The 18,364-nt window shown below is 45.4% G+C and carries 21 protein-coding genes, 1 tRNA gene and 1 riboswitch; of the genes, 19 read left to right on the forward strand and 3 right to left on the reverse strand.

Going from position 1 to position 18,364, the window contains the following annotated elements; translation table 11 throughout:
- Positions 1-4: 4 nt before the first annotated feature.
- Positions 5-119: riboswitch (FMN riboswitch) on the reverse strand.
- 102 nt (positions 120-221) lie between these two features.
- Together KSZ58_RS07600 and KSZ58_RS07605 are read right to left on the reverse strand one after the other, a co-directional pair.
- Complete coding sequence (locus KSZ58_RS07600) at positions 222-449, reverse strand: hypothetical protein (protein WP_008819569.1); 228 nt, start codon at positions 447-449, stop codon at positions 222-224.
- A 229-nt stretch (positions 450-678) separates the two neighbouring features.
- Entirely contained in the window at positions 679-1,242 is a 564-nt protein-coding gene (locus KSZ58_RS07605) for a hypothetical protein (protein WP_008819568.1), read from the reverse strand.
- A gap of 209 nt (positions 1,243-1,451) precedes the next feature.
- Between KSZ58_RS07605 and KSZ58_RS07610 the strand changes: the two genes are divergently transcribed.
- Together KSZ58_RS07610 and KSZ58_RS07615 are read left to right on the forward strand one after the other, a co-directional pair.
- Positions 1,452-2,072 carry a DUF4230 domain-containing protein gene (locus KSZ58_RS07610; RefSeq protein ID WP_002607896.1) on the forward strand — a complete coding sequence of 207 codons (621 nt, stop codon included), beginning with the start codon at positions 1,452-1,454 and terminating at the stop codon, positions 2,070-2,072.
- Between the two features lie 16 nt (positions 2,073-2,088).
- Positions 2,089-2,379 carry a Dabb family protein gene (locus KSZ58_RS07615; RefSeq protein ID WP_002607895.1) on the forward strand — a complete coding sequence of 97 codons (291 nt, stop codon included), beginning with the start codon at positions 2,089-2,091 and terminating at the stop codon, positions 2,377-2,379.
- A 146-nt stretch (positions 2,380-2,525) separates the two neighbouring features.
- Here the strand turns inward: KSZ58_RS07615 and KSZ58_RS07620 are convergent, their stop codons facing one another.
- On the reverse strand, positions 2,526-3,311 hold the full coding sequence (locus KSZ58_RS07620; protein ID WP_008819567.1) for a DeoR/GlpR family DNA-binding transcription regulator: 786 nt from the start codon (positions 3,309-3,311) through the stop codon (positions 2,526-2,528).
- A 201-nt stretch (positions 3,312-3,512) separates the two neighbouring features.
- Between KSZ58_RS07620 and KSZ58_RS07625 the strand changes: the two genes are divergently transcribed.
- From KSZ58_RS07625 to KSZ58_RS07705, 17 genes are all read left to right on the forward strand, one after another.
- On the forward strand, positions 3,513-5,867 hold the full coding sequence (locus KSZ58_RS07625) for an HAD-IC family P-type ATPase (protein ID WP_008819566.1): 2,355 nt from the start codon (positions 3,513-3,515) through the stop codon (positions 5,865-5,867).
- A 459-nt stretch (positions 5,868-6,326) separates the two neighbouring features.
- Positions 6,327-6,403, forward strand: a tRNA-Arg gene (locus tag KSZ58_RS07630).
- 569 nt (positions 6,404-6,972) lie between these two features.
- The gene (locus tag KSZ58_RS07635; protein ID WP_223385014.1) at positions 6,973-7,176 is read left to right on the forward strand and encodes a hypothetical protein; all 204 of its coding nucleotides are present in this window, start codon (positions 6,973-6,975) and stop codon (positions 7,174-7,176) included.
- Positions 7,173-8,102 carry a DUF6017 domain-containing protein gene (locus KSZ58_RS23370; protein ID WP_002304312.1) on the forward strand — a complete coding sequence of 310 codons (930 nt, stop codon included), beginning with the start codon at positions 7,173-7,175 and terminating at the stop codon, positions 8,100-8,102. The genes KSZ58_RS07635 and KSZ58_RS23370 overlap by 4 nt, the downstream gene beginning before the upstream one ends.
- A 6-nt stretch (positions 8,103-8,108) precedes the next feature.
- The gene (locus KSZ58_RS07645) at positions 8,109-8,936 is read left to right on the forward strand and encodes a ParA family protein (RefSeq protein ID WP_002304313.1); all 828 of its coding nucleotides are present in this window, start codon (positions 8,109-8,111) and stop codon (positions 8,934-8,936) included.
- Positions 8,893-9,819: a ParB/RepB/Spo0J family partition protein gene (locus KSZ58_RS07650; protein ID WP_002304314.1), complete on the forward strand. Its 927-nt coding sequence runs from the start codon at positions 8,893-8,895 to the stop codon at positions 9,817-9,819. Before KSZ58_RS07645 ends, KSZ58_RS07650 begins: the two co-directional genes overlap by 44 nt.
- A gap of 8 nt (positions 9,820-9,827) precedes the next feature.
- The gene (locus tag KSZ58_RS07655; RefSeq protein ID WP_002304315.1) at positions 9,828-10,355 is read left to right on the forward strand and encodes a hypothetical protein; all 528 of its coding nucleotides are present in this window, start codon (positions 9,828-9,830) and stop codon (positions 10,353-10,355) included.
- 69 nt (positions 10,356-10,424) lie between these two features.
- Positions 10,425-11,051 carry a DUF3846 domain-containing protein gene (locus KSZ58_RS07660; protein WP_233104383.1) on the forward strand — a complete coding sequence of 209 codons (627 nt, stop codon included), beginning with the start codon at positions 10,425-10,427 and terminating at the stop codon, positions 11,049-11,051.
- Between the two features lie 10 nt (positions 11,052-11,061).
- Positions 11,062-11,373 carry a DUF5720 family protein gene (locus KSZ58_RS07665; protein ID WP_002304317.1) on the forward strand — a complete coding sequence of 104 codons (312 nt, stop codon included), beginning with the start codon at positions 11,062-11,064 and terminating at the stop codon, positions 11,371-11,373.
- Between the two features lie 36 nt (positions 11,374-11,409).
- A complete protein-coding gene (locus tag KSZ58_RS07670; RefSeq protein ID WP_002304320.1) occupies positions 11,410-11,892 on the forward strand; it encodes a PcfB family protein in 483 nt (160 codons plus the stop codon).
- Positions 11,892-13,643: a VirD4-like conjugal transfer protein, CD1115 family gene (locus KSZ58_RS07675; protein WP_002588968.1), complete on the forward strand. Its 1,752-nt coding sequence runs from the start codon at positions 11,892-11,894 to the stop codon at positions 13,641-13,643. Before KSZ58_RS07670 ends, KSZ58_RS07675 begins: the two co-directional genes overlap by 1 nt.
- Before the next feature lie 12 nt (positions 13,644-13,655).
- On the forward strand, positions 13,656-13,976 hold the full coding sequence (locus KSZ58_RS07680; protein ID WP_002304332.1) for a hypothetical protein: 321 nt from the start codon (positions 13,656-13,658) through the stop codon (positions 13,974-13,976).
- 5 nt (positions 13,977-13,981) lie between these two features.
- A complete protein-coding gene (locus KSZ58_RS07685) occupies positions 13,982-14,374 on the forward strand; it encodes a helix-turn-helix domain-containing protein (protein ID WP_002304334.1) in 393 nt (130 codons plus the stop codon).
- Positions 14,375-14,457: 83 nt separating this feature from the next.
- Positions 14,458-14,673 carry a Maff2 family mobile element protein gene (locus KSZ58_RS07690; RefSeq protein WP_002576404.1) on the forward strand — a complete coding sequence of 72 codons (216 nt, stop codon included), beginning with the start codon at positions 14,458-14,460 and terminating at the stop codon, positions 14,671-14,673.
- Positions 14,674-14,698: 25 nt separating this feature from the next.
- A complete protein-coding gene (locus KSZ58_RS07695; protein WP_002304374.1) occupies positions 14,699-15,565 on the forward strand; it encodes a VirB6/TrbL-like conjugal transfer protein, CD1112 family in 867 nt (288 codons plus the stop codon).
- Between the two features lie 17 nt (positions 15,566-15,582).
- Positions 15,583-16,017: a PrgI family protein gene (locus tag KSZ58_RS07700; protein WP_002304375.1), complete on the forward strand. Its 435-nt coding sequence runs from the start codon at positions 15,583-15,585 to the stop codon at positions 16,015-16,017.
- Positions 15,977-18,364 (forward strand): VirB4-like conjugal transfer ATPase, CD1110 family, encoded by a 2,388-nt coding sequence (locus KSZ58_RS07705; RefSeq protein WP_217752658.1) that lies wholly within the window; start codon positions 15,977-15,979, stop codon positions 18,362-18,364. The genes KSZ58_RS07700 and KSZ58_RS07705 overlap by 41 nt, the downstream gene beginning before the upstream one ends.

Here is an 18,364-nt window from a genome sequence, read left to right on the forward strand (position 1 = left end):
TTACTTTCATCTTCTTTCATCCAGACTATACTGTCGGCTTTGGAATTTCACCAAATCATGCCTTTCGGCTCGTGGGCTATACCACCGGTAGGGAATTACACCCTGCCCTGAAGATAGTTATTCAATTACGGACAATTATAATATCTGATATTATATCTGTCAATAAAAAGTTTTTTTCTCGTTTATCCAAATACAATAATTTGCAAGCAGGTAAACACAGGTTATTTCTTAATATCCTTTTGTTTGGGAAACTCCAGATACACATCCGGTGTTATCCGTGCATCCTTCACCTGTATGTGGATATCCTTTTCTCCACAGTAGCGCAGCTTCTCCTCCAGGTCGCTTTCATCCTGTGCAAATGCACTGAACGACAGCACCTCCAGCACATCCCGCTCCATCAGCTTCCCCTTCAGTTCTCCCCAGTTATCCTCATATCTTCTTACACACATGACTCAGCTCTCCTTACTTCTCTTCTTCCTCCAGCTTCTGCCTGTTTTGTCACTGTCCTTCCCTTTACTTCTACATATTATCACATTTAAAGATTAGTGGAGATACGAAAAATACCCCTAAAAAAGGGGTTTCTAAAACGTTTAGAATACAGCATTACAAAGGCATTGAACAATTTGAAGTTGTTAACGCTCTGAAAATGATTCAAAAAAAGTGCGGAATCTCCGCACATTATATTCCCATATCCTGAATGATCAATGCCTCCAGCTTTTTCCACATCCAAATATCACTAGCAGCATCCAGAAGCATACAAATTCCGGTTCCCACAACCATAAATTCACTATGTAAATGAAATTGTACGGCAAGTGCAGCTGTAGCTGTCATCTTCGCAGCCGTAACAAGCGCAGCAATCCACCATTTTGAATATTGCAGATGCCGTATTCTACCTGTAATAATCAAATTGCTGAAAGCATGCAGAAAGGTGACAAAGGCCAGAACAGCCGGCAGTGTGTCATAAACCTCCTCCGGATTCGTCAGCATCCACACCCCCAGAAAGCTGACCAGCAGACACTCTACCAGGGATAGTAGTGAAATCAGAAAACGCTCGTCCTCCTCCAGAAATAAAATAAGCTGCGGTACACCCTGAAACAGCAGCATAACGCCTCCGATAAACGTCATCAAATCAGGACTAACCGGATACAGAAGCATAAACATTATACCAAAGCAGCTCCACATCAATGATTGATACAGACCATTCCATTTTAGTCTATGTACATATTTAATAGAAAAAAGCATACGATCCCTCCATGCGTATCCCTATGGTATCACGAACAGATAGGAAAAGAAAGCTTGTACTGCAAAAAAGACATAAGAAATTTTCACCGGCATTCATAATGAAGCTGCGGGCTAAACACAGGTTCGGCAGAAAGAAAAATGTAAGAATATCGCATATAGGCTTCATCTGTCAAATATGATATAATTTTACCTATAGCGGGAGGTAGAGAATGAAAATACTGGATACCCTTGGGAAAACAAAGAAAGCTATCGGCGGCGTTGTGGCCATCTGTATACTGGCTGCGGTCATCTTCTTTGCAGGAACCGTTTTCGGAGGAAAACAAAGTGAACCGAAAATCACATCAACAGCACTGACACAGCAGCTGCAGGAGGTCAATGACCTTGCCGTCATGGAATATAATTATACGAAGGTGGGAAAATTTGAGAATTCACTGACCTTAAACGGATGGAATATCCCGTTGACAAAAAAAAGCTTTCTGCTTACGTATGCAGGACAGCTGAAGGCCGGTGTGAGAATGGATCAGGCCGAGGTTGATGTAAAAGGAAAAACGATAACCGTTTTACTGCCGGAGGTTGAAATTCTGAGTAATATCATCGATGAGAAGAGCATAGAGGTATATGATGAAACAAAGAATATTTTCAATCCGATCAGCATTGAGGACTATACGGCATTTGCAACTCAGCAGAAGGATAAGGTAGCGGATGAAGCAGTGGAAAACGGGCTGCTCAGTGAGGCGGCGACAAAATCGCAATCCGCAATCCGTAAATTCTTCAATATGATACCGGAAATCAAAGAGCAGTACAGCATCGAAGTAAAATTCAAATCATAAGGAGGAAAAGGAAGTTATGGTAAAGCACATACTGTTTGTGAAAATGAAGGATAATTCCATCGAGCAATGTGAGAAAGTGAAGGCATTGTTCTTATCCATGAAGGAGCAGATTCCATTTCTGCGGGAGGTGCAGGTCGGAATTGACTATCTGCATTCACAGCGTTCTTATGATGTCGTTCTGGAGCTTGTGGTGGATGATCGGCAGGCATTGGAGGACTATCAGAAAAACACCTACCATGTAGAAAAGGTAAAGCCTTATATTCATGCCGTGCGAAGTGGCAGTGCAACTGTTGATTATGAATACTGAGGAATGCAAACGTTTGCGGCTGCTTTCTCATTTAAGAATGTATGAAAAAGGGAATCCGTATTCTATTGTTTAATACAATTGGCGGATTCCCTTTTTGTTTTCCTGAAACAGTTCATTTCATCAGAAGCCACAGCTTCATATCGGTCTTATTTCTCTGCCAGATACAAGCGTACTCCCATAGCACTGTATTTCTGCTGTATCTCCCCGCTCAGCTCACTGTCACTCAAAATCCCCTTGATATCTGACAGCTGACAGATCGTTTTAAATGCCTTTTTGAGAAACTTGCTGTGATCTGCACAAACTATTGTTTCCTCTGCATGCTCATGCATCATGCGCTTCATTATATTTTCATCGGTTGCAGAGCTGGTGATTCCGGCAATCGGATCGATTCCGTTGGGTGAAAGAAAAAATACATCACTGTTCATTCGCTTCATTGCCTCAACTGCCACATCATCATGGAACGATTCGTGCTTCTTATCCAGCCGTCCGGCCATTAAAAACACCTCTATATGCTCACAATGAACAAGGGCATTGGCTACAGGAAGAGAATAGGTGATAACCGTACAGCGGCAGGATGCGTCTGCCAGCTTCTTTGCAATAGCACAGCAGGTGGTACCGGCATCCAATGCCACATTCATCCCTTCTTTGATCAGATGCGCAACGGCGTAGTCGGCCATCTTATCCTTCAGATCCATATGGAGCGATTCTCTGGCAGAAAAAATAGTATTTTGCGGCATTCTTCCAATACTTACCGCACCACCGGGAATACGTTTCAGCAGCTGCTTTTTTTCTAGTACTGTCAGGTCGTTTCGAATAGTTGCCGGTGAGACATGAAACAGCTCACACAGCTCAAGAACCTGCATATGCTCCTGCTCCTGGAGCACTTCACAGATTCTCTGATGCCGACGCCTTGCTTTCTTATCATTATTCATTCCACTCACCTCATATATACAAGTTTATTATAACAGAATTGCCAAAGACTTTGTGTTTATGCACTTTAATTTTTGTTTTTTTTAAGAAAACAACAAATTTCCTCTCACATAACAAAAAGTTTATACATTCTTAAGAAGATACGAAAAGAATCTTAACGATTATTGGCCATAATAGACAATAAAGAAAGTTTAGGTGATGAAATGGAAGTTACGAACACAGCCATCAAAGGACTTACACAGAAGCAGGTAGAAGAACGCATAAGAAATCATCAGAGAAACAGCGTATCGCATTCTATTACGAAGACTCACGGGCAGATTTTCAAAGAAAACATATGCACCCTATTTAATCTGCTTAATATATTGATTGCACTGGGACTGGTGCTGGTAAATGCCTGGTCGAATTTATTTTTTCTAGCTGTGATTATCTGCAATATCGTAATTGGCATTCTGCAGGAGCTGCATGCGAAGAAACTGGTAGATGACCTTTCCCTGCTTATGCGGCAAAAGGTTTCCGTCATGCGGGATGGTGTAGTATGCAGTGTGGATGTTCAGGATCTCGTTGTGGATGATATCATGGTTCTGTCCAGCGGTGAACAGATTGTCTGTGATGCCGTCCTTATACAGGGAGAGGCTGAAGTTAATGAAGCCTTATTAAGTGGTGAATCCGATCCCATTCATAAACGCAAAAAGGATCAGCTTTTATCCGGAAGCTCCATAATATCCGGAAAATGTTATGCACGGATTATCCATGTCGGTGAGGAGAATTACGCAAATCGTATCGCCAGTGAGGTAAAGGAAGTCCGTGCAGTTAATTCCCGGCTGTTAAATGCCATGAAGCGTATTACAAGATTGAGTGGTTATGCAATTATTCCCTTAGGTATTTTGTTGTTTCTGGAGGCCTGGGGATTTCGGGGAGATTCCATACAGGAAAGTGTTATCACAAGCTCCGCTGCATTGCTGGGAATGCTTCCCAAGGGTCTTGTTCTTTTGATCAGTGTATCCCTGGCGGCGGGAGTAAGCCGCATGGCAAAGCATAAGGTTCTTATACAGGATCTGTATTCACTGGAAACACTGGCCAATGTCGACACATTGTGTCTGGATAAGACAGGAACCATCACCACCGGAGATTTAAAGGTGGAAGCGCTGCTTCCCCTTTGCGATGAAGCGGAAACAGATATGGAATATATTCGCTCCTTTTTACACTACAGCGACGATAACAATGCAACCTATCAGGCGCTTTGTGCGCAGATCAGTCCCTGTGCGGTACATGAGCCGAAAGCGAGGATTCCATTTTCCTCGCTTCGCAAATGGAGCAGCGCATATTTTGAAGGCTATGGCTCTCTGGTTATGGGAGCGCCGGAAAAGCTGCTGGAGAAGCTGGATACTTCCTTTTCTGCTATTATGGAAGAAGGTAAGCGAATGGTTGTGATCGGCAGATGTGCTCAGGTGATTGACAAGGATGCACCACTCCCAATCATCCAACCCTTGTATGCTGTCATCTTTACCGATACCATACGTCCGCATGTAGAAAAAACGCTGCAGTTTTTTCGGGAGGAGGATGTGAATATCAAAATCATATCCGGTGATCATATAACTGCGGTTTCCGCTATCGCCAGGCAGGCAGGACTTCATAACTGGAATGCCTGTCTGGATATGAGTGGAATCGGTGATGATCCATTCGTTATTGAGCAGCTTGCTGAACAGTATGCTGTATTCGGCAGGGTAACTCCGTTACAGAAAAAGCTGCTTGTACAGGCATTGCAGAAAAAGGGTCACGCAGTCGCAATGAGTGGTGATGGTGTAAATGATATGCTTGCATTGAAGGAAGCGGATTGCAGTATTGCAATCGCACAGGGTAGTGATGCTGTTAAGCAGATGTCACAAATTGTATTGCTGGATTCCGATTTCTCAGCTTTGCCGATGATTCTGAAGGAAGGACGTCGCGTGGTGAATAACGCGACAAGAGTTGCCGGTGTGTTCTTTATTAAGACCATATATTCCATCCTGCTATCAGTCCTCTGTATTGTTATGAATCTTCCTTTTCCATTCATCCCGATTCAGATAACCCTGATTGATCTTGCAATAGAAGCCTTTCCATCCTTCCTTACCATGCTGGAACCGGATCACAGGAAAGTGAATGGTGATTTTCTTTCCACCGTACTCCGCAATGCGCTACCCAACGCGATTGCCATTGTGTACAGCTTTTTGGCTATTGAGTTCATGAGTGACGGCTTTTCCATCCGCTATGATGAGGCGGTTACAATGATGTATGTATGTGTTGCAGTTATTTCCATGCTGGCTGTATACCATTCCTCACGTCCCTTGAATCGTTTGCGGACGCTGATCTGCATTTGCATGACTGCAGGATTCATATTAGCCATTCTATTATTTCATAATCTGCTTCATATCACGTTACTATCCTTTCGACTCCTTATCCTGACCGCAATACTGGCGCTATCCGCTATTCTCGTACGTCAAATCCTAATGCTTTTACTTCCATGGATTCCCGGCCTTCGTCCTCAGCCAAACAATGCGAGACAGCATTCCCTATCCTGATGTTTAAAAACAGGCAGAACGGTGTATACTCTTACTGTTCTGCTTTTCTCATGCAGAAGCTGATTATTTCGAATTATATCCGTTTAATTTTTGCGTTTATCATCTTTTCATTATAAAAGATTATGGTATAATACTAAAGACGGCATTTATTTTTATCCCATAATAAGATTGTATACAAGCCAGAAACAAGTAGAAATTACGTTTCTGATTGGATACGGGATATTTTACAGTTATCCTTGCAGTTAAAAGGATATACTACAGGTCTTTTCAGCCTTCGCTCACCTTAAGCCTTATTCCTAGCAATTTCAAACAAAAACCAAGATATTTCACAAATGTCCCTGTACCTCATCCGGATAGAGGGTCCGCCTCCTAAGGTTGCGTTACAACGGCCACCTCAAAAAAAACTAAATAAGGGATTGCAGTTCGACTTTGATCGGGCTATAATCATATATCAGACACGTCCATATAGCTCAGCTGGATAGAGCACACGCCTCCTAAGCGTGGGGTCGGAGGTTCAAATCCTCTTATGGACGCCAGTGAACAACGCCGAAAGCCTTTGTTTTCAAGGGTTTTCGGCTTTTCTTATATAAAAAGCTACGAAAAAGCTCTTTCACTGTATGAGATAAAATTCTACTCCAAAATTTGATTTTTGACAACCCCTCCAGAATCGAACGGTTGTTATAAGACAAAATCGCCAGCTAATTTTTAGCAGAAAACGGGCTGTTCTTGCTAATGAAAATGCCCTTCCTGCTAATCAGCCCCAAAATCGTGCCAAAAATCCAGCTAATCAAAAAAGGCGGATGTTTTGAATACCATGCAGTTATAGCAGATAAAATTAAATATCGTTATGTACATAGAGCGTCTATTTGCCCCGCATTGGGGATGGATAGGCGCTCTTTTTTTATGCCCAAACCCATGGGCAAATACAAGAGATTGGAGGTGTTTTATTTGAGCAAGCCTGTTTATACCGCAGACAAGCCGAGCGACTGTCATTACTGCTACTTCTGGACGAATGGCAGAAAGGGCTGCCGTCTGGGTAGAAATAATTGCTACTACTTAATCTCTTTGCCGCCGAAACCCAAGTCGGAATGTGATGGCTGTCCCTATGGGCGAGATCACCCGTGCATTGGTTGGTGTACGAAGAAGGTTATGCGTGAAGTGGGGCTTCGTTGATATGGATGTGTATGAACAGGAATACCGCTTCTACTATTTTGCCCGATGTCCTTACGAAAAGACGGATACGACTTTCCGCAGCATTCCGCTGACAACAGAAAGTTTTCCGCAGAAAGAAGGTGGTGAAGCCGTGTGAGTTTTGATTATTTTTACGGTCAGCAATCCGATCTATTCACATTCTATCGAGTTCCGAAGGTGTTGTTCACGAACGAGAGGTTCTGGAATATTTCTGCCGATGCCAAGATGCTGTATGGCATTTTGCTTGACCGCATGAGCCTGTCTGCCAAGAATGGTTGGATAGATAAAAACGGTAGAGTGTATATCATTTTTACAATCGACGAAGCGAAGATGGCTCTGAACTGTGCTGAACAAAAGGCTATCAAGCTGCTCAGTGAACTTGAGAAGAAAGCAGGATTGATTGAACGTAAGCGCCAGGGTTTGGGAAAGCCCAACCTGATCTATGTGAAGAACTTTATCTCTGCTGTGGATTCACAACTCTTGAATTGTGAAAATCACAATTCTGGAACAATGGAAATCACAACTCAAGAACTTCCGAAATCACAATGTAATAATACTGATATTAAAAATACTGAATTTAGTGATACTGATTCTATCTTTCCTTCCGGAAATGGTGGAATGATGGACGAGAATGACCGGTATCAAGAATACTTTGATTATTTCTCGGATCAGCTTAGTATGGATTTGTTGAAGAAGGATTACCCTTACGATTCCGAAATGCTGGATAACATTCTGGAGTTGATCGTTGAAACAGTTTGCACGAAGCGACCGTTGATTCGCATTGGTGCAGAGGAGCGTCCGGCAGAAATTGTCCGCAGTCGGTTTATGAAACTGAATGCCGAACACATTCGATATGTTATGGACTGCTTCAAGGAGAACACCACAAAGATTAGAAATATCCGTCAGTATATGCTGACTACGATATACAATGCGCCGACGACAATAGACACCTACTACGATGCTCTTGTTCGGCACGATATGTCACACGGATATTTGGAAGGAGGATTTAAGAAATTGAAAATGAAGCGAGAGGAAGGAGAGTGACGATAAATGTCGAAAAAAGCAACCATCATTGCGGTGGTCAATCAGAAAGGAGGCACTGGAAAGACCACCACCACCGAGAATCTGGGCGTTGGCTTGGCTCTTGAAGGAAAAAAGGTGCTTCTGGTAGACACCGATCCCCAGGCTTCCCTGACGGTCAGTTTGGGCAATCCCTGCCCGGATGATCTGTCTCCGACACTTTCCGATCTGATGGGAAAGATTATGATGGAAAACCCTATTACTCCCGATGAAGGGATTCTTCATCATCCGGAGGGCGTTGATTTGGTGCCGTCCAACATCGAACTCTCAGGTATGGAGGTAGCACTGGTCAATGCCATGAGCCGGGAAACCATTCTCCGGCAATACCTGGATACAGTCAAACAGAATTATGATTACATTCTTCTTGACTGTATGCCGTCTTTGGGTATGCTGACCGTCAATGCGTTGGCAGCTGCCGACAATGTGCTGATACCGGTTCAGGCAGCATACCTTCCTGCAAAGGGTCTGGAACAGCTGCTTGGAACCATCAACAAGGTCAAGAGGCAAATCAACCCGAAACTGAGGATTGAAGGGATTCTTCTGACGATGGTGGACAGCCGCACCAACTACTCCAAAGACATCAGCAATCTGATTCGGGAGAGCTACGGCGGAAAGCTGAAGGTTTACAAGACCGACATTCCCCGCTCTGTCCGTGCAGAGGAAATCAGCGCAGAGGGAACCAGTATCTTCAAGCATGATCCCAAAGGCAAAGTTGCCGAAGCCTATAAAATTCTGACGAAGGAGGTGTTAAACAATGCAGAAAAAAGGCGCAAACATCAGCTTGAAGGGGTACGATGATATTTTCTCCACCGATCAATCCAGAGCTGAAGCCCAGCAGGAGCGTGTGCAGGAAATTCCGCTTTCTGAGCTACACCCCTTTGAGGGACACCCCTTCCGTGTGGTTGATGATGAAGAAATGATGAAAACGGCAGAGAGCGTCCGAGATTTCGGAGTTCTCACTCCTGCGATTGTCCGTCCTGACCCCGACGGTGGTTATGAAATCGTTTCTGGTCACAGGCGGCACCGGGCATCGGAGCTTGCGGGTAAGGAAACCATGCCTGCGATTGTTCGTGACCTGGACGATGATGCAGCCATTATTTTGATGGTTGATGCGAATTTGCAGAGGGAGAGTATCCTGCCGAGTGAAAGAGCATTTGCTTATAAGATGAAGCTGGATGCGATTAAACATCAAGGTCAACGCACCGATTTAACTTCATCCCAAGTTGGGATGAAGTTGCAGGCAATGGATATAGTCGGTCAGGAGGCAGGAGAAAGCAGAAATCAGGTACACCGTTATATCCGTCTGACCGAACTGATTCCGGAACTGCTGGATATGGTAGATACGGGTCAGATCAAATTCAATCCTGCGGTGGAGCTTTCCTATCTGGCAAGTGAAGAACAGAAGGATTTTCTTTCTGCAATGGATTATGCTCAAGCAGCTCCTTCCCTTTCGCAAGCACAGCGAATTAAAAAGCTCGCACAGGAGGGCGAGTGTACGCTGGATGCGATGTGCGAGATTATGAATGAAATCAAGAAGGGAGAGCTGGACAGAGTAACCTTCAAAACGGATTCGTTGCGAAAATACTTCCCGAAGTCCTATACCAACAAGCAGATGGAGGATAAAATCATTCAGCTTTTGGAGCAATGGCAGAAAAAAAGAGAAAAATCAATGGAAAGGTAAGGTAAAAAATGTTTACACCCAAAAACATTCAGGGCGCTTTGGAAGAACTCTACGACCTTTGCGATCCTGATTATATGGTAGATATGCTCGTAAACTACAGTGAGGAGTTCGATGATATTTCTCCTGCGCTTCTGGCAAAGTCGTTTCAGAAAAATGCCGAGATGATTAGCGAGTATCGAGTATTGTCCTCTGCTGGTGAGGGTATCGACTATCAGGGAAAGGTACTTCTGAACAGCAGAGCCGTGCGGCTTCTGTCCTATGTAGAAGATATGAGCGGCGATGAAAAAGTTCGCACGATTCAGAGCAAGGAGCTGTGGTTAGCAGAAGATATGACATTCTATGTGGTGTCCTGTATGTCTACGATCACGATGGACAAGGAAGAAGCCATTTGTCTTAACGAACACCGCAGCGTGGTTACTACGGTGGAATGCGAGGACGATATTTTCTTCGACATGGGTTCCCTGATTTGCGAACTGGACGATATTTGCTTGTTCGAGCTTTTAGCCGATGTGGATGCGACTATTTATGAACTGTAACAGGTTCATGGATGGTCGCTTTTCTTATTTCCAAAGAAACGGAGGTATCGAAACTTGAAAGAATACGATGTGAAGATCACCGAAACCTTGGAGAAAACGGTTACGGTGCAAGCAGAATCTCACGATGCGGCAGAGGAACAGGTTAGAGCCGCTTATTACAATTCGGAGTACATTCTGGACTCCGAAAACTTTACCGGTGTTGCGTTCGGCACGACCGAGGAACGGGAGGTTCAGAAAGAACAGGCAGATACCATGAATGTGTTGCTGGTAAAGCCGTTCATGTATCCGCAGGCTGTGCAGATCGGCTGTGAGCTGGAGGATTTGCAGAAAGCCGTAGGTGGCGATATTGAGGCAACTTATCCGTTCAATGAGCCGGTTGCACTGGTGATGCACGACGAAGGTAAACTCGTAGGCAAAGAACTGAACCGTGCGCTGCGTGATGATGACGGCGATATTTATGACATTATCGCCGGTGATTTTCTGGTTGTGGGATTGGGCGAGGATGATTTTTGTTCTCTGTCCCCGGAACTGATGAAGCAGTTTGAGGAACACTTTCATCAGCCTGAGACTTTTGTACGCATGGGGCGCAGCATTATGGCGCTTCCCCTGCCGGATGACATGGTGAAGAAAGAAGATGCACCTGTCAAAGCTGATTCGGTTCCCCACAAAAGTAACCCTGACCGAGATGTTCTGTAAGGAGGTTCTTATGCAAAGAAATTCGACGATTGGAGAGCTGATGGAGCGAAAGCGGATTCAGGATGGTGCCAAGGAGTACCAGGGACATACCTATATGGACTTGGCACGATTTGATGACGCCACCAAGCACATGATTATTTTCGATGTGCTGACCGATGAATCGCCTGTCGGTTGGAAAGGCGAAAGAAATCGCCTGTATTTGAGCGATGTGGGTTATCAGAAGGCTCTGGATAACCAGAAAGCTGGCAATATCAAGATTATCAGCCATGCCGCAGTTGCCAAGGGCAATCTGTATTACGACCACAGAGATATGGCACGATAATCTGTTCACTCTACTGCTTGCAGGAGGTGATGAATCATGCAGGAAGAAGTTGAAAACAGAACAGTAAACCTGGCGATCAGCACAACCAAGCTGACGGGGCGCACTATCATTGCCGGTATCCGCAAGTATTTGCAGCACCGGGAAAAAGTGAAGATGAAAAAGGCACGAGACCCTGCCGTTCATGGAAAGCAATCCGTGAAACAGCTTTTGGGACAGAATCAGGGTGCTACGAATGTTGAGATCGACAAAGAGAGTATCCGTGATTTTGAAAAGCTCGCCAAGAAGTATGGCGTGGACTTTGCCGTAAGAAAAGATAAGTCCGTTGATCCTCCCCGGTTTCTTGTTTTTGTCCGTTCTAAAGATGCAGATGCTTTGGATGCAATCTGCAAGGAACATCAGGCAAGGGCATTAACCAAGAATGAAAAGCCGAGCGTTCTGGCGCAGCTGAAGAAGTTCAAGGAAATTGTCGCAGCGATTCCGAAGAAGGTTCGAGAGAAGAAACAGGAGCGTGATCTGTGATGGATAAGAGAAAAATGAAAAAGCTCCTGATTCTGAATTTACCGTATTTTCTGGTAGGGTTGTTCGCTACGAATTTAGGAGAAGCATGGAGATTGGCTGAGGGGGCAGATTCATCTGCGAAAATCCTCAGCTTTTTTCATGCCCTTCCGATAGCCCTGAACAATCCGTTTCCCAGCTTTCACCCGTTGGATTTGCTGATTGGTATTCTCTGCGGCGCAGGACTTCGGCTGGCTGTCTATCTAAAAGGCAAAAACGCAAAGAAGTACCGACACAATGTTGAGTACGGTTCTGCTCGTTGGGGAACGGCAAAAGATATTGAGCCGTTTATTGCACCAAAGTTCGAGGACAATGTGATCCTGACGAAAACGGAGCGGCTGATGATGAGCAATCGCCCGAAGAATCCTGCCAATGCCCGAAATAAGAATGTTCTGATTATCGGCGGTTCGGGTTCCGGTAAAACTCGCTTTTGGTTGAAGCCAAACCTTCTCCAGATGCACAGTTCCTATGTGGTCACTGACCCGAAAGGCAGCATCGTGATTGAGTGCGGCAACGCCCTTTTGAAGCATGGCTACACCATCAAGATTTTCAACACCATCAACTTTCAGAAGTCGATGCACTATAACCCATTTGCCTATATCCATTCAGAAAAAGACATTCTGAAACTGGTGACAACGCTGATTGCCAACACAAAGGGTGATGGAAAAGCCGGTGATGAGTTCTGGACGAAGGCGGAAACGCTGCTCTACTGTGCCTTGATCGGATATATCCACTATGAAGCTCCGGTTGAGGAACAGAATTTCTCCACCCTGATTGAGTTCCTGAACGCAATGGAGGTGCGGGAAGATGATGAGGAGTTCCAGAACCCGGTGGATCTGATGTTTGAAGCCCTGGAAAAGAAAAAGCCGAATCACTTTGCAGTCCGTCAGTATAAAAAATACAAGCTGGCTGCCGGCAAGACCGCTAAGTCGATTTTGATTTCCTGCGGCGCTCGTCTGGCTCCTTTTGATATTCAGGAGGTCAGAGATGTGACTGCCTATGACGAGTTGCAGTTGGATACTCTCGGAGATAAGAAAACGGCGCTCTTTCTGATTATGTCAGATACGGATGCGACGTTTAATTTTTTGATCTCCATGATTTACACACAGCTGTTCAACTTGTTGTGCGAGAAAGCAGATGATGTGTACGGCGGCAGACTGCCGGTTCATGTGCGCTGCTTGATTGATGAGATGGCAAACATCGGTCAGATTCCCAATCTGGAAAAACTGGTAGCGACAATCCGAAGCCGTGAAATATCGGCTTGCCTTGTTCTCCAGGCACAATCACAGCTGAAAGCCATTTATAAAGACAATGCCGATACCATCATCGGCAACATGGATTCCCGAATTTTCCTGGGTGGTTCTGAGCCAACCACGCTCAAAGAACTGAATCAGGCATTGGGAAAAGAAACTATCGACACCTACAACACCTCCAACACCAGAGGTAACAGCCCGTCTTACGGCTTGAATTATCAGAAGTTAGGCAAAGACCTTGCGAGCGTAGATGAGCTTGCGGTTCTGGATGGCAGCAAGTGTATTTTGCAGTTGCGTGGTGTCAGACCGTTTCTTTCTGACAAGTACGATCTGACGCAGCACCCCAATTATAAGTACACATCAGACTTTGATAAGAGAAATGAGTTCAACATTGAGCAGTTTCTGAGTCGAAGGTTGAAGCTCAAGGCAGGTGATGAGTTTGTGGTAGTCGATGCGGATTAAGGAGGTTTCTGTTTGGAAAATCTGAAAACGGTATCTGCCCTGGTTAAGAACATCTTGGAACACGACCACAAGGCAAGAAATACCGACAATCATTTGTACCTGATGGTACTGGAACACTATTCCGGTCTGCGTGGCATCGACATTCATGCCATGACGGTTCCTGTGTTTTTGAAGGAACTGGATAGACGCAGCTTTCCGGGGTTTGAAACTGTCCGCAGAAGCAGACAGAAAGTGCAGGCAACCTACCCTGACCTTGCTCCCAGTGAAGCCGTAGGCAAGCGCAGAGCAAAAAATGAGGTTGTATATCGAGAATTTGCAGAAAGCGAGGTGTAAAAAAAATGACTTGGTGGATCACGGATACCTCTATTGGGCAGCGATTGAAGTTCGTTAGACGATTTCGCCGCCTTACCCAGAAAGAGCTTGGACTCCTGATGGGGTATTCCGAGAAAACAGCGGATGTCCGTATTGCTCAGTATGAGAAAAACGCTCGAACCCCTAATGCAGAAACCACAGCGAAACTCGCAGAGGTTCTGAAGGTTTCACCTGTCGTTTTTTCACCGACAATCTGTGCTTCTCGTGAAGATTTGTTGCAGTCAATGTATTGGCTGTTTCTTATGAAAGGTGGTGGTGATATATATGATTGTGAAACTGAATATGCAAGAAGCAGAATGGAACAGAAACTTGGCGTGATAACCGTCGAGGAGTTCCTTGAAAAGATTCTCGTAAACTAAGCCTTCCGTCCGGTTTTGATGCCGGTAGTACGGAGGGCTTTTTCTATTCTCAAAACAATTTCAAATTTTAGGAGGAAAATATTATGGCATTTTTCAATAGCGCAGTAACCGTTCTTCAGACTCTCGTTATCGCTCTGGGCGCAGGTCTTGGCATCTGGGGTGCAATCAATCTGCTTGAGGGCTACGGCAACGATAACCCCGGCGCAAAGTCCCAGGGCATGAAGCAGCTCATGGCTGGCGGCGGTGTTGCCCTCATCGGCACCACCCTTGTACCTCTGCTCTCCGGACTGTTCGGTTAATCACAAAACAAGGAGGTAATCGCCTTTGGACAGCATACTCCAACAGATCACAGACTGGCTGAAAGAAATGCTCGTTTCAGCTATTATGGGAAATCTGTCGGGGATGTTTGAGTCCGTCAACAACCAGGTTGGCGAGATAGCAACCTCCGTTGGCATGACCCCGGCGAATTTTTCGCCGGGTGTCTTTGCCATGGTACGAAACATCTCCGAGTCAGTGATTATCCCAATCGCAGGCTTGATTCTGACCTTCATTGCCTGTTATGAGCTAATTCAGATGATTATTGACCACAACAATCTGGCAAATTTTGAAACCTGGATCTTCTTCAAATGGGTGTTCAAGACTTTTGTTGCGGTCATGTTAATCACAAACACATTCAATATCACGATGGCTGTGTTTGATGTGACACAGCACGTTATAAACGCAAGCGCCGGTATCATATCCGGAAATACTGCCATAGATGCTTCGGCATTGGAAACAATGGAAGAAACGCTGATGGCAATGGATTTGGGTCCTTTGCTCGGCTTGTTCCTGCAATCCTTTATCGTGCAGGTCACGATGTCCGCTTTGGCAATCATCATCTTTGTGATCGTCTACGGTCGAATGATTGAAATTTATCTGATGGTCAGCCTTGCCCCGATTCCGCTTTCCACTTTTGGAAACAGAGAACAGAGCAATATCGGACAGAATTATCTGCGTTCGCTGTTTGCAATCGGATTCCAGGGATTCCTGATTATGATCTGCGTGGGCATTTATGCGGTGCTGATTCAGTCTATCGCATTCAGTGATGACATCATCGGTTCTATCTGGGGTGTTATGGGCTACACCGTCCTTTTGTGCTTCACCCTGTTTAAGACTGGTTCGCTTGCGAAGGGTGTATTCAGCGCTCACTAAGGGAAGGAGGAAATTGTTTGGCAGCGTATATTCCCGTACCTCGTGACCTGACGAGGGTAAAAACAAAAGTGTTCTTCAATCTGACGAAACGGCAGTTACTTTGCTTTGGTGCGGCGGCGCTCATCGGAGTGCCGATTTTCTTTCTGGTCAAAGCAACCGGAAATGTGAGCCTTGCAGCACTGTCCATGATGATCGTCATGTTACCGTTGTTCTTTCTGGCAATGTATGAAAAGGATAGTCAGCCGTTGGAAGTGGTTGTAGAACACTTCATTCAGACCAAATTCGTTCGTCCCAAGGTTCGCCCTTATCAGACGGACAACTATTATGACGCTTTGATGCGTCAGTACAAACTGGAAAAGGAGGTTGAACGAATTGTTTTTCAAAAAGAAGCCACAGGCAAGAAACATCAAAATGCCTGCAAATCTGAATCGGAAGCAGCAGCGAGAAATTAAAGCTGTTGTGGAACGGGCAAAGAAGGACAACGGTATTCCGCAGACTGCACAGCAGTCCATTCCCTTTCAGAGAATGTTCCCGGATGGCATCTGCCGTGTCACTGACAGTTATTACACCAAGACCATTCAGTTTCAGGACATCAACTATCAGCTGGCACAGCAGGAAGATAAGACTGCCATCTTCGATGAGTGGTGCAGTTTCCTGAATTTCTTTGACAGCTCCATTCACTTTGAGCTTTCCTTTATGAACCTGAGTACCGATGCTGAAAGCTTTGAAAAGAGTATCCGTATCCCGTTCAAGAAGGACAGCTTCAATCCCGTCCGTGCCGAGTATAGCCAGATGCTGAAAAAGCAGTTGGCGCAGGGCAACAACGGCTTGACCAAAACCAAGTACCTGACATTCGGCATTGAAGCCGAATCCATGCGGCAGGCAAAGCCGAGACTCAACCATATCGAAAACGATCTGCTCAATAACTTTCGGCGTTTGGGTGTCATTGCCACTACCATGAACGGCAAAGAGCGGCTGCATCTGATGCACTCTATGTTCCACATGGGTGATAATGATAAGTTCTTCTTCGATTGGAAGTATCTTGTGGAATCCGGGCTGTCCGTAAAGGACTTCATTGCTCCGACGGCGTTTGCCTTTAAGACCAACCGCACCTTCCAGATGGGCAGTATCTTCGGTTCGATGTCTTATCTGGCAATTACGGCATCAGACCTGTCTGATCGTATGCTGGCGGATTTTCTGGATATGGAATCCACGCAGATCGTGACCATGCACATCCAGTCGGTTGACCAGACTGCGGCGATTAAGACCATCAAGAGAATCATCACCGAGCTTGACCGTTCCAAAATCGAGGAACAGAAAAAGGCTGTGCGTTCTGGCTATGACATGGACATTATCCCATCTGACCTTGCTACCTATGGTAAAGATGCGAAGTCACTTCTGAAAGAATTGCAGAGCCAGAATGAGCGAATGTTCATGGTGACATTTCTGGTGCTGAACACCGGGCGCACCGAGCAGGAACTGGAGAACAATGTGTTCCAGGCACAGAGCATCGCCCAGAAGCATAACTGCAATCTGCGTCGTTTGGATTTTCAGCAGGAATCCGGACTGATGAGCAGCCTGCCTTTGGCACAAAACCTGATTGAGATTCGTCGTGGCCTGACTACCAGTTCCACGGCTATTTTTGTGCCTTTCACCACGCAGGAGCTGTTCCAGAATGGTGGAGAAACGCTCTATTACGGGCTGAATGCTCTGTCGAACAACCTTATCATGGTGGACAGAAAGAAGCTCAAGAACCCCAACGGACTGATTCTGGGTACTCCCGGTTCCGGTAAATCCTTTTCCGCAAAGCGTGAAATCACCAATGCGTTCCTGGTTACGGATGACGATATTATCATCTGCGACCCCGAAGCGGAATATGCGGCTCTGGTTCACAAGTTCAATGGTCAGGTGGTAAAAATCAGCTCCTCCAGTACCAACTATATCAACCCTATGGACATCAACCTGAACTACTCTGAGGATGACAACCCGGTAGCACTGAAAGCTGATTTTATCCTGTCCCTCTGTGAGTTGATTATGGGCAGTAAGGATGGCTTGCAGCCTATCGAAAAGACGGTTATCGACCGTTGTGTGTATCAGATTTACCAGAGATATTTCGACAATCCTGCCCCTGAGAATATGCCGATCCTTGAGGATTTGTATGATGCCCTTCTGAAACAGGACGAAAAGGAAGCCCACCATGTAGCGACCGCCTTGGAAATCTATGTTAAGGGTTCTCTGAAACTGTTTAACAACAGAACCAATGTGGATATTCAGAATCGTCTGGTGTGCTTCGACATTAAGGAGCTGGGCAATCAGCTGAAAAAAATCGGTATGCTGATCGTTCAGGATCAGGTCTGGGGGCGTGTAACTGCCAACCGTTCTGCCGGTAAATCGACCAGATATTATATTGACGAGTTCCATCTGCTTCTGAAGGAAGAACAGACGGCAACCTATTCCGTAGAAATCTGGAAGCGATTCCGTAAATGGGGCGGCTTGCCGACCGGTATTACTCAGAATGTCAAAGACCTGCTTCGTTCCCCGGAGATTGCCAACATCCTCGAAAACTCTGATTTCATCTATATGCTGAATCAGGCAAGCGATGACCGAAGTATTCTGGCACAGCGGTTGAACATTTCGCCGCATCAGCTGTCCTATGTAACCAACTCCGGTGAGGGCGAAGGACTTCTGTTCTATGGCAATGTGATTCTGCCGTTCATTGACCGATTCCCGACAGATCTGGAACTGTATCGCATTATGACCACGAAGTTAAACGAGGTGGCACAGGAAAAGGAGGCGTAA

It is taken from the genome of Erysipelatoclostridium sp. DFI.2.3, assembly GCF_019132535.1.
In the GTDB taxonomy this organism is placed as follows: Bacteria; Bacillota_I; Bacilli_A; order Erysipelotrichales; family Erysipelotrichaceae; genus Clostridium_AQ; species Clostridium_AQ innocuum.

What these genes read in the sequence shown, in the direction of transcription:
- KSZ58_RS07705 (WP_217752658.1), top strand. Translation starts at nt 15,977, where the DNA reads ATGCCTGCAAATCTGAATCGGAAGCAGCAGCGAGAAATTAAAGCTGTT.
- KSZ58_RS07635 (WP_223385014.1), top strand. Translation starts at nt 6,973, where the DNA reads ATGGGCGAGATCACCCGTGCATTGGTTGGTGTACGAAGAAGGTTATGC.
- KSZ58_RS07650 (WP_002304314.1), top strand. Translation starts at nt 8,893, where the DNA reads ATGCAGAAAAAAGGCGCAAACATCAGCTTGAAGGGGTACGATGATATT.
- KSZ58_RS07690 (WP_002576404.1), top strand. Translation starts at nt 14,458, where the DNA reads ATGGCATTTTTCAATAGCGCAGTAACCGTTCTTCAGACTCTCGTTATC.
- KSZ58_RS07600 (WP_008819569.1), bottom strand. Translation starts at nt 449, where the DNA reads ATGTGTGTAAGAAGATATGAGGATAACTGGGGAGAACTGAAGGGGAAG.
- KSZ58_RS07670 (WP_002304320.1), top strand. Translation starts at nt 11,410, where the DNA reads ATGCAGGAAGAAGTTGAAAACAGAACAGTAAACCTGGCGATCAGCACA.
- KSZ58_RS07625 (WP_008819566.1), top strand. Translation starts at nt 3,513, where the DNA reads ATGGAAGTTACGAACACAGCCATCAAAGGACTTACACAGAAGCAGGTA.
- KSZ58_RS07610 (WP_002607896.1), top strand. Translation starts at nt 1,452, where the DNA reads ATGAAAATACTGGATACCCTTGGGAAAACAAAGAAAGCTATCGGCGGC.
- KSZ58_RS07655 (WP_002304315.1), top strand. Translation starts at nt 9,828, where the DNA reads ATGTTTACACCCAAAAACATTCAGGGCGCTTTGGAAGAACTCTACGAC.
- KSZ58_RS07675 (WP_002588968.1), top strand. Translation starts at nt 11,892, where the DNA reads ATGGATAAGAGAAAAATGAAAAAGCTCCTGATTCTGAATTTACCGTAT.
- KSZ58_RS07665 (WP_002304317.1), top strand. Translation starts at nt 11,062, where the DNA reads ATGCAAAGAAATTCGACGATTGGAGAGCTGATGGAGCGAAAGCGGATT.
- KSZ58_RS07605 (WP_008819568.1), bottom strand. Translation starts at nt 1,242, where the DNA reads ATGCTTTTTTCTATTAAATATGTACATAGACTAAAATGGAATGGTCTG.
- KSZ58_RS07685 (WP_002304334.1), top strand. Translation starts at nt 13,982, where the DNA reads ATGACTTGGTGGATCACGGATACCTCTATTGGGCAGCGATTGAAGTTC.
- KSZ58_RS07645 (WP_002304313.1), top strand. Translation starts at nt 8,109, where the DNA reads ATGTCGAAAAAAGCAACCATCATTGCGGTGGTCAATCAGAAAGGAGGC.
- KSZ58_RS07620 (WP_008819567.1), bottom strand. Translation starts at nt 3,311, where the DNA reads ATGAATAATGATAAGAAAGCAAGGCGTCGGCATCAGAGAATCTGTGAA.
- KSZ58_RS07615 (WP_002607895.1), top strand. Translation starts at nt 2,089, where the DNA reads ATGGTAAAGCACATACTGTTTGTGAAAATGAAGGATAATTCCATCGAG.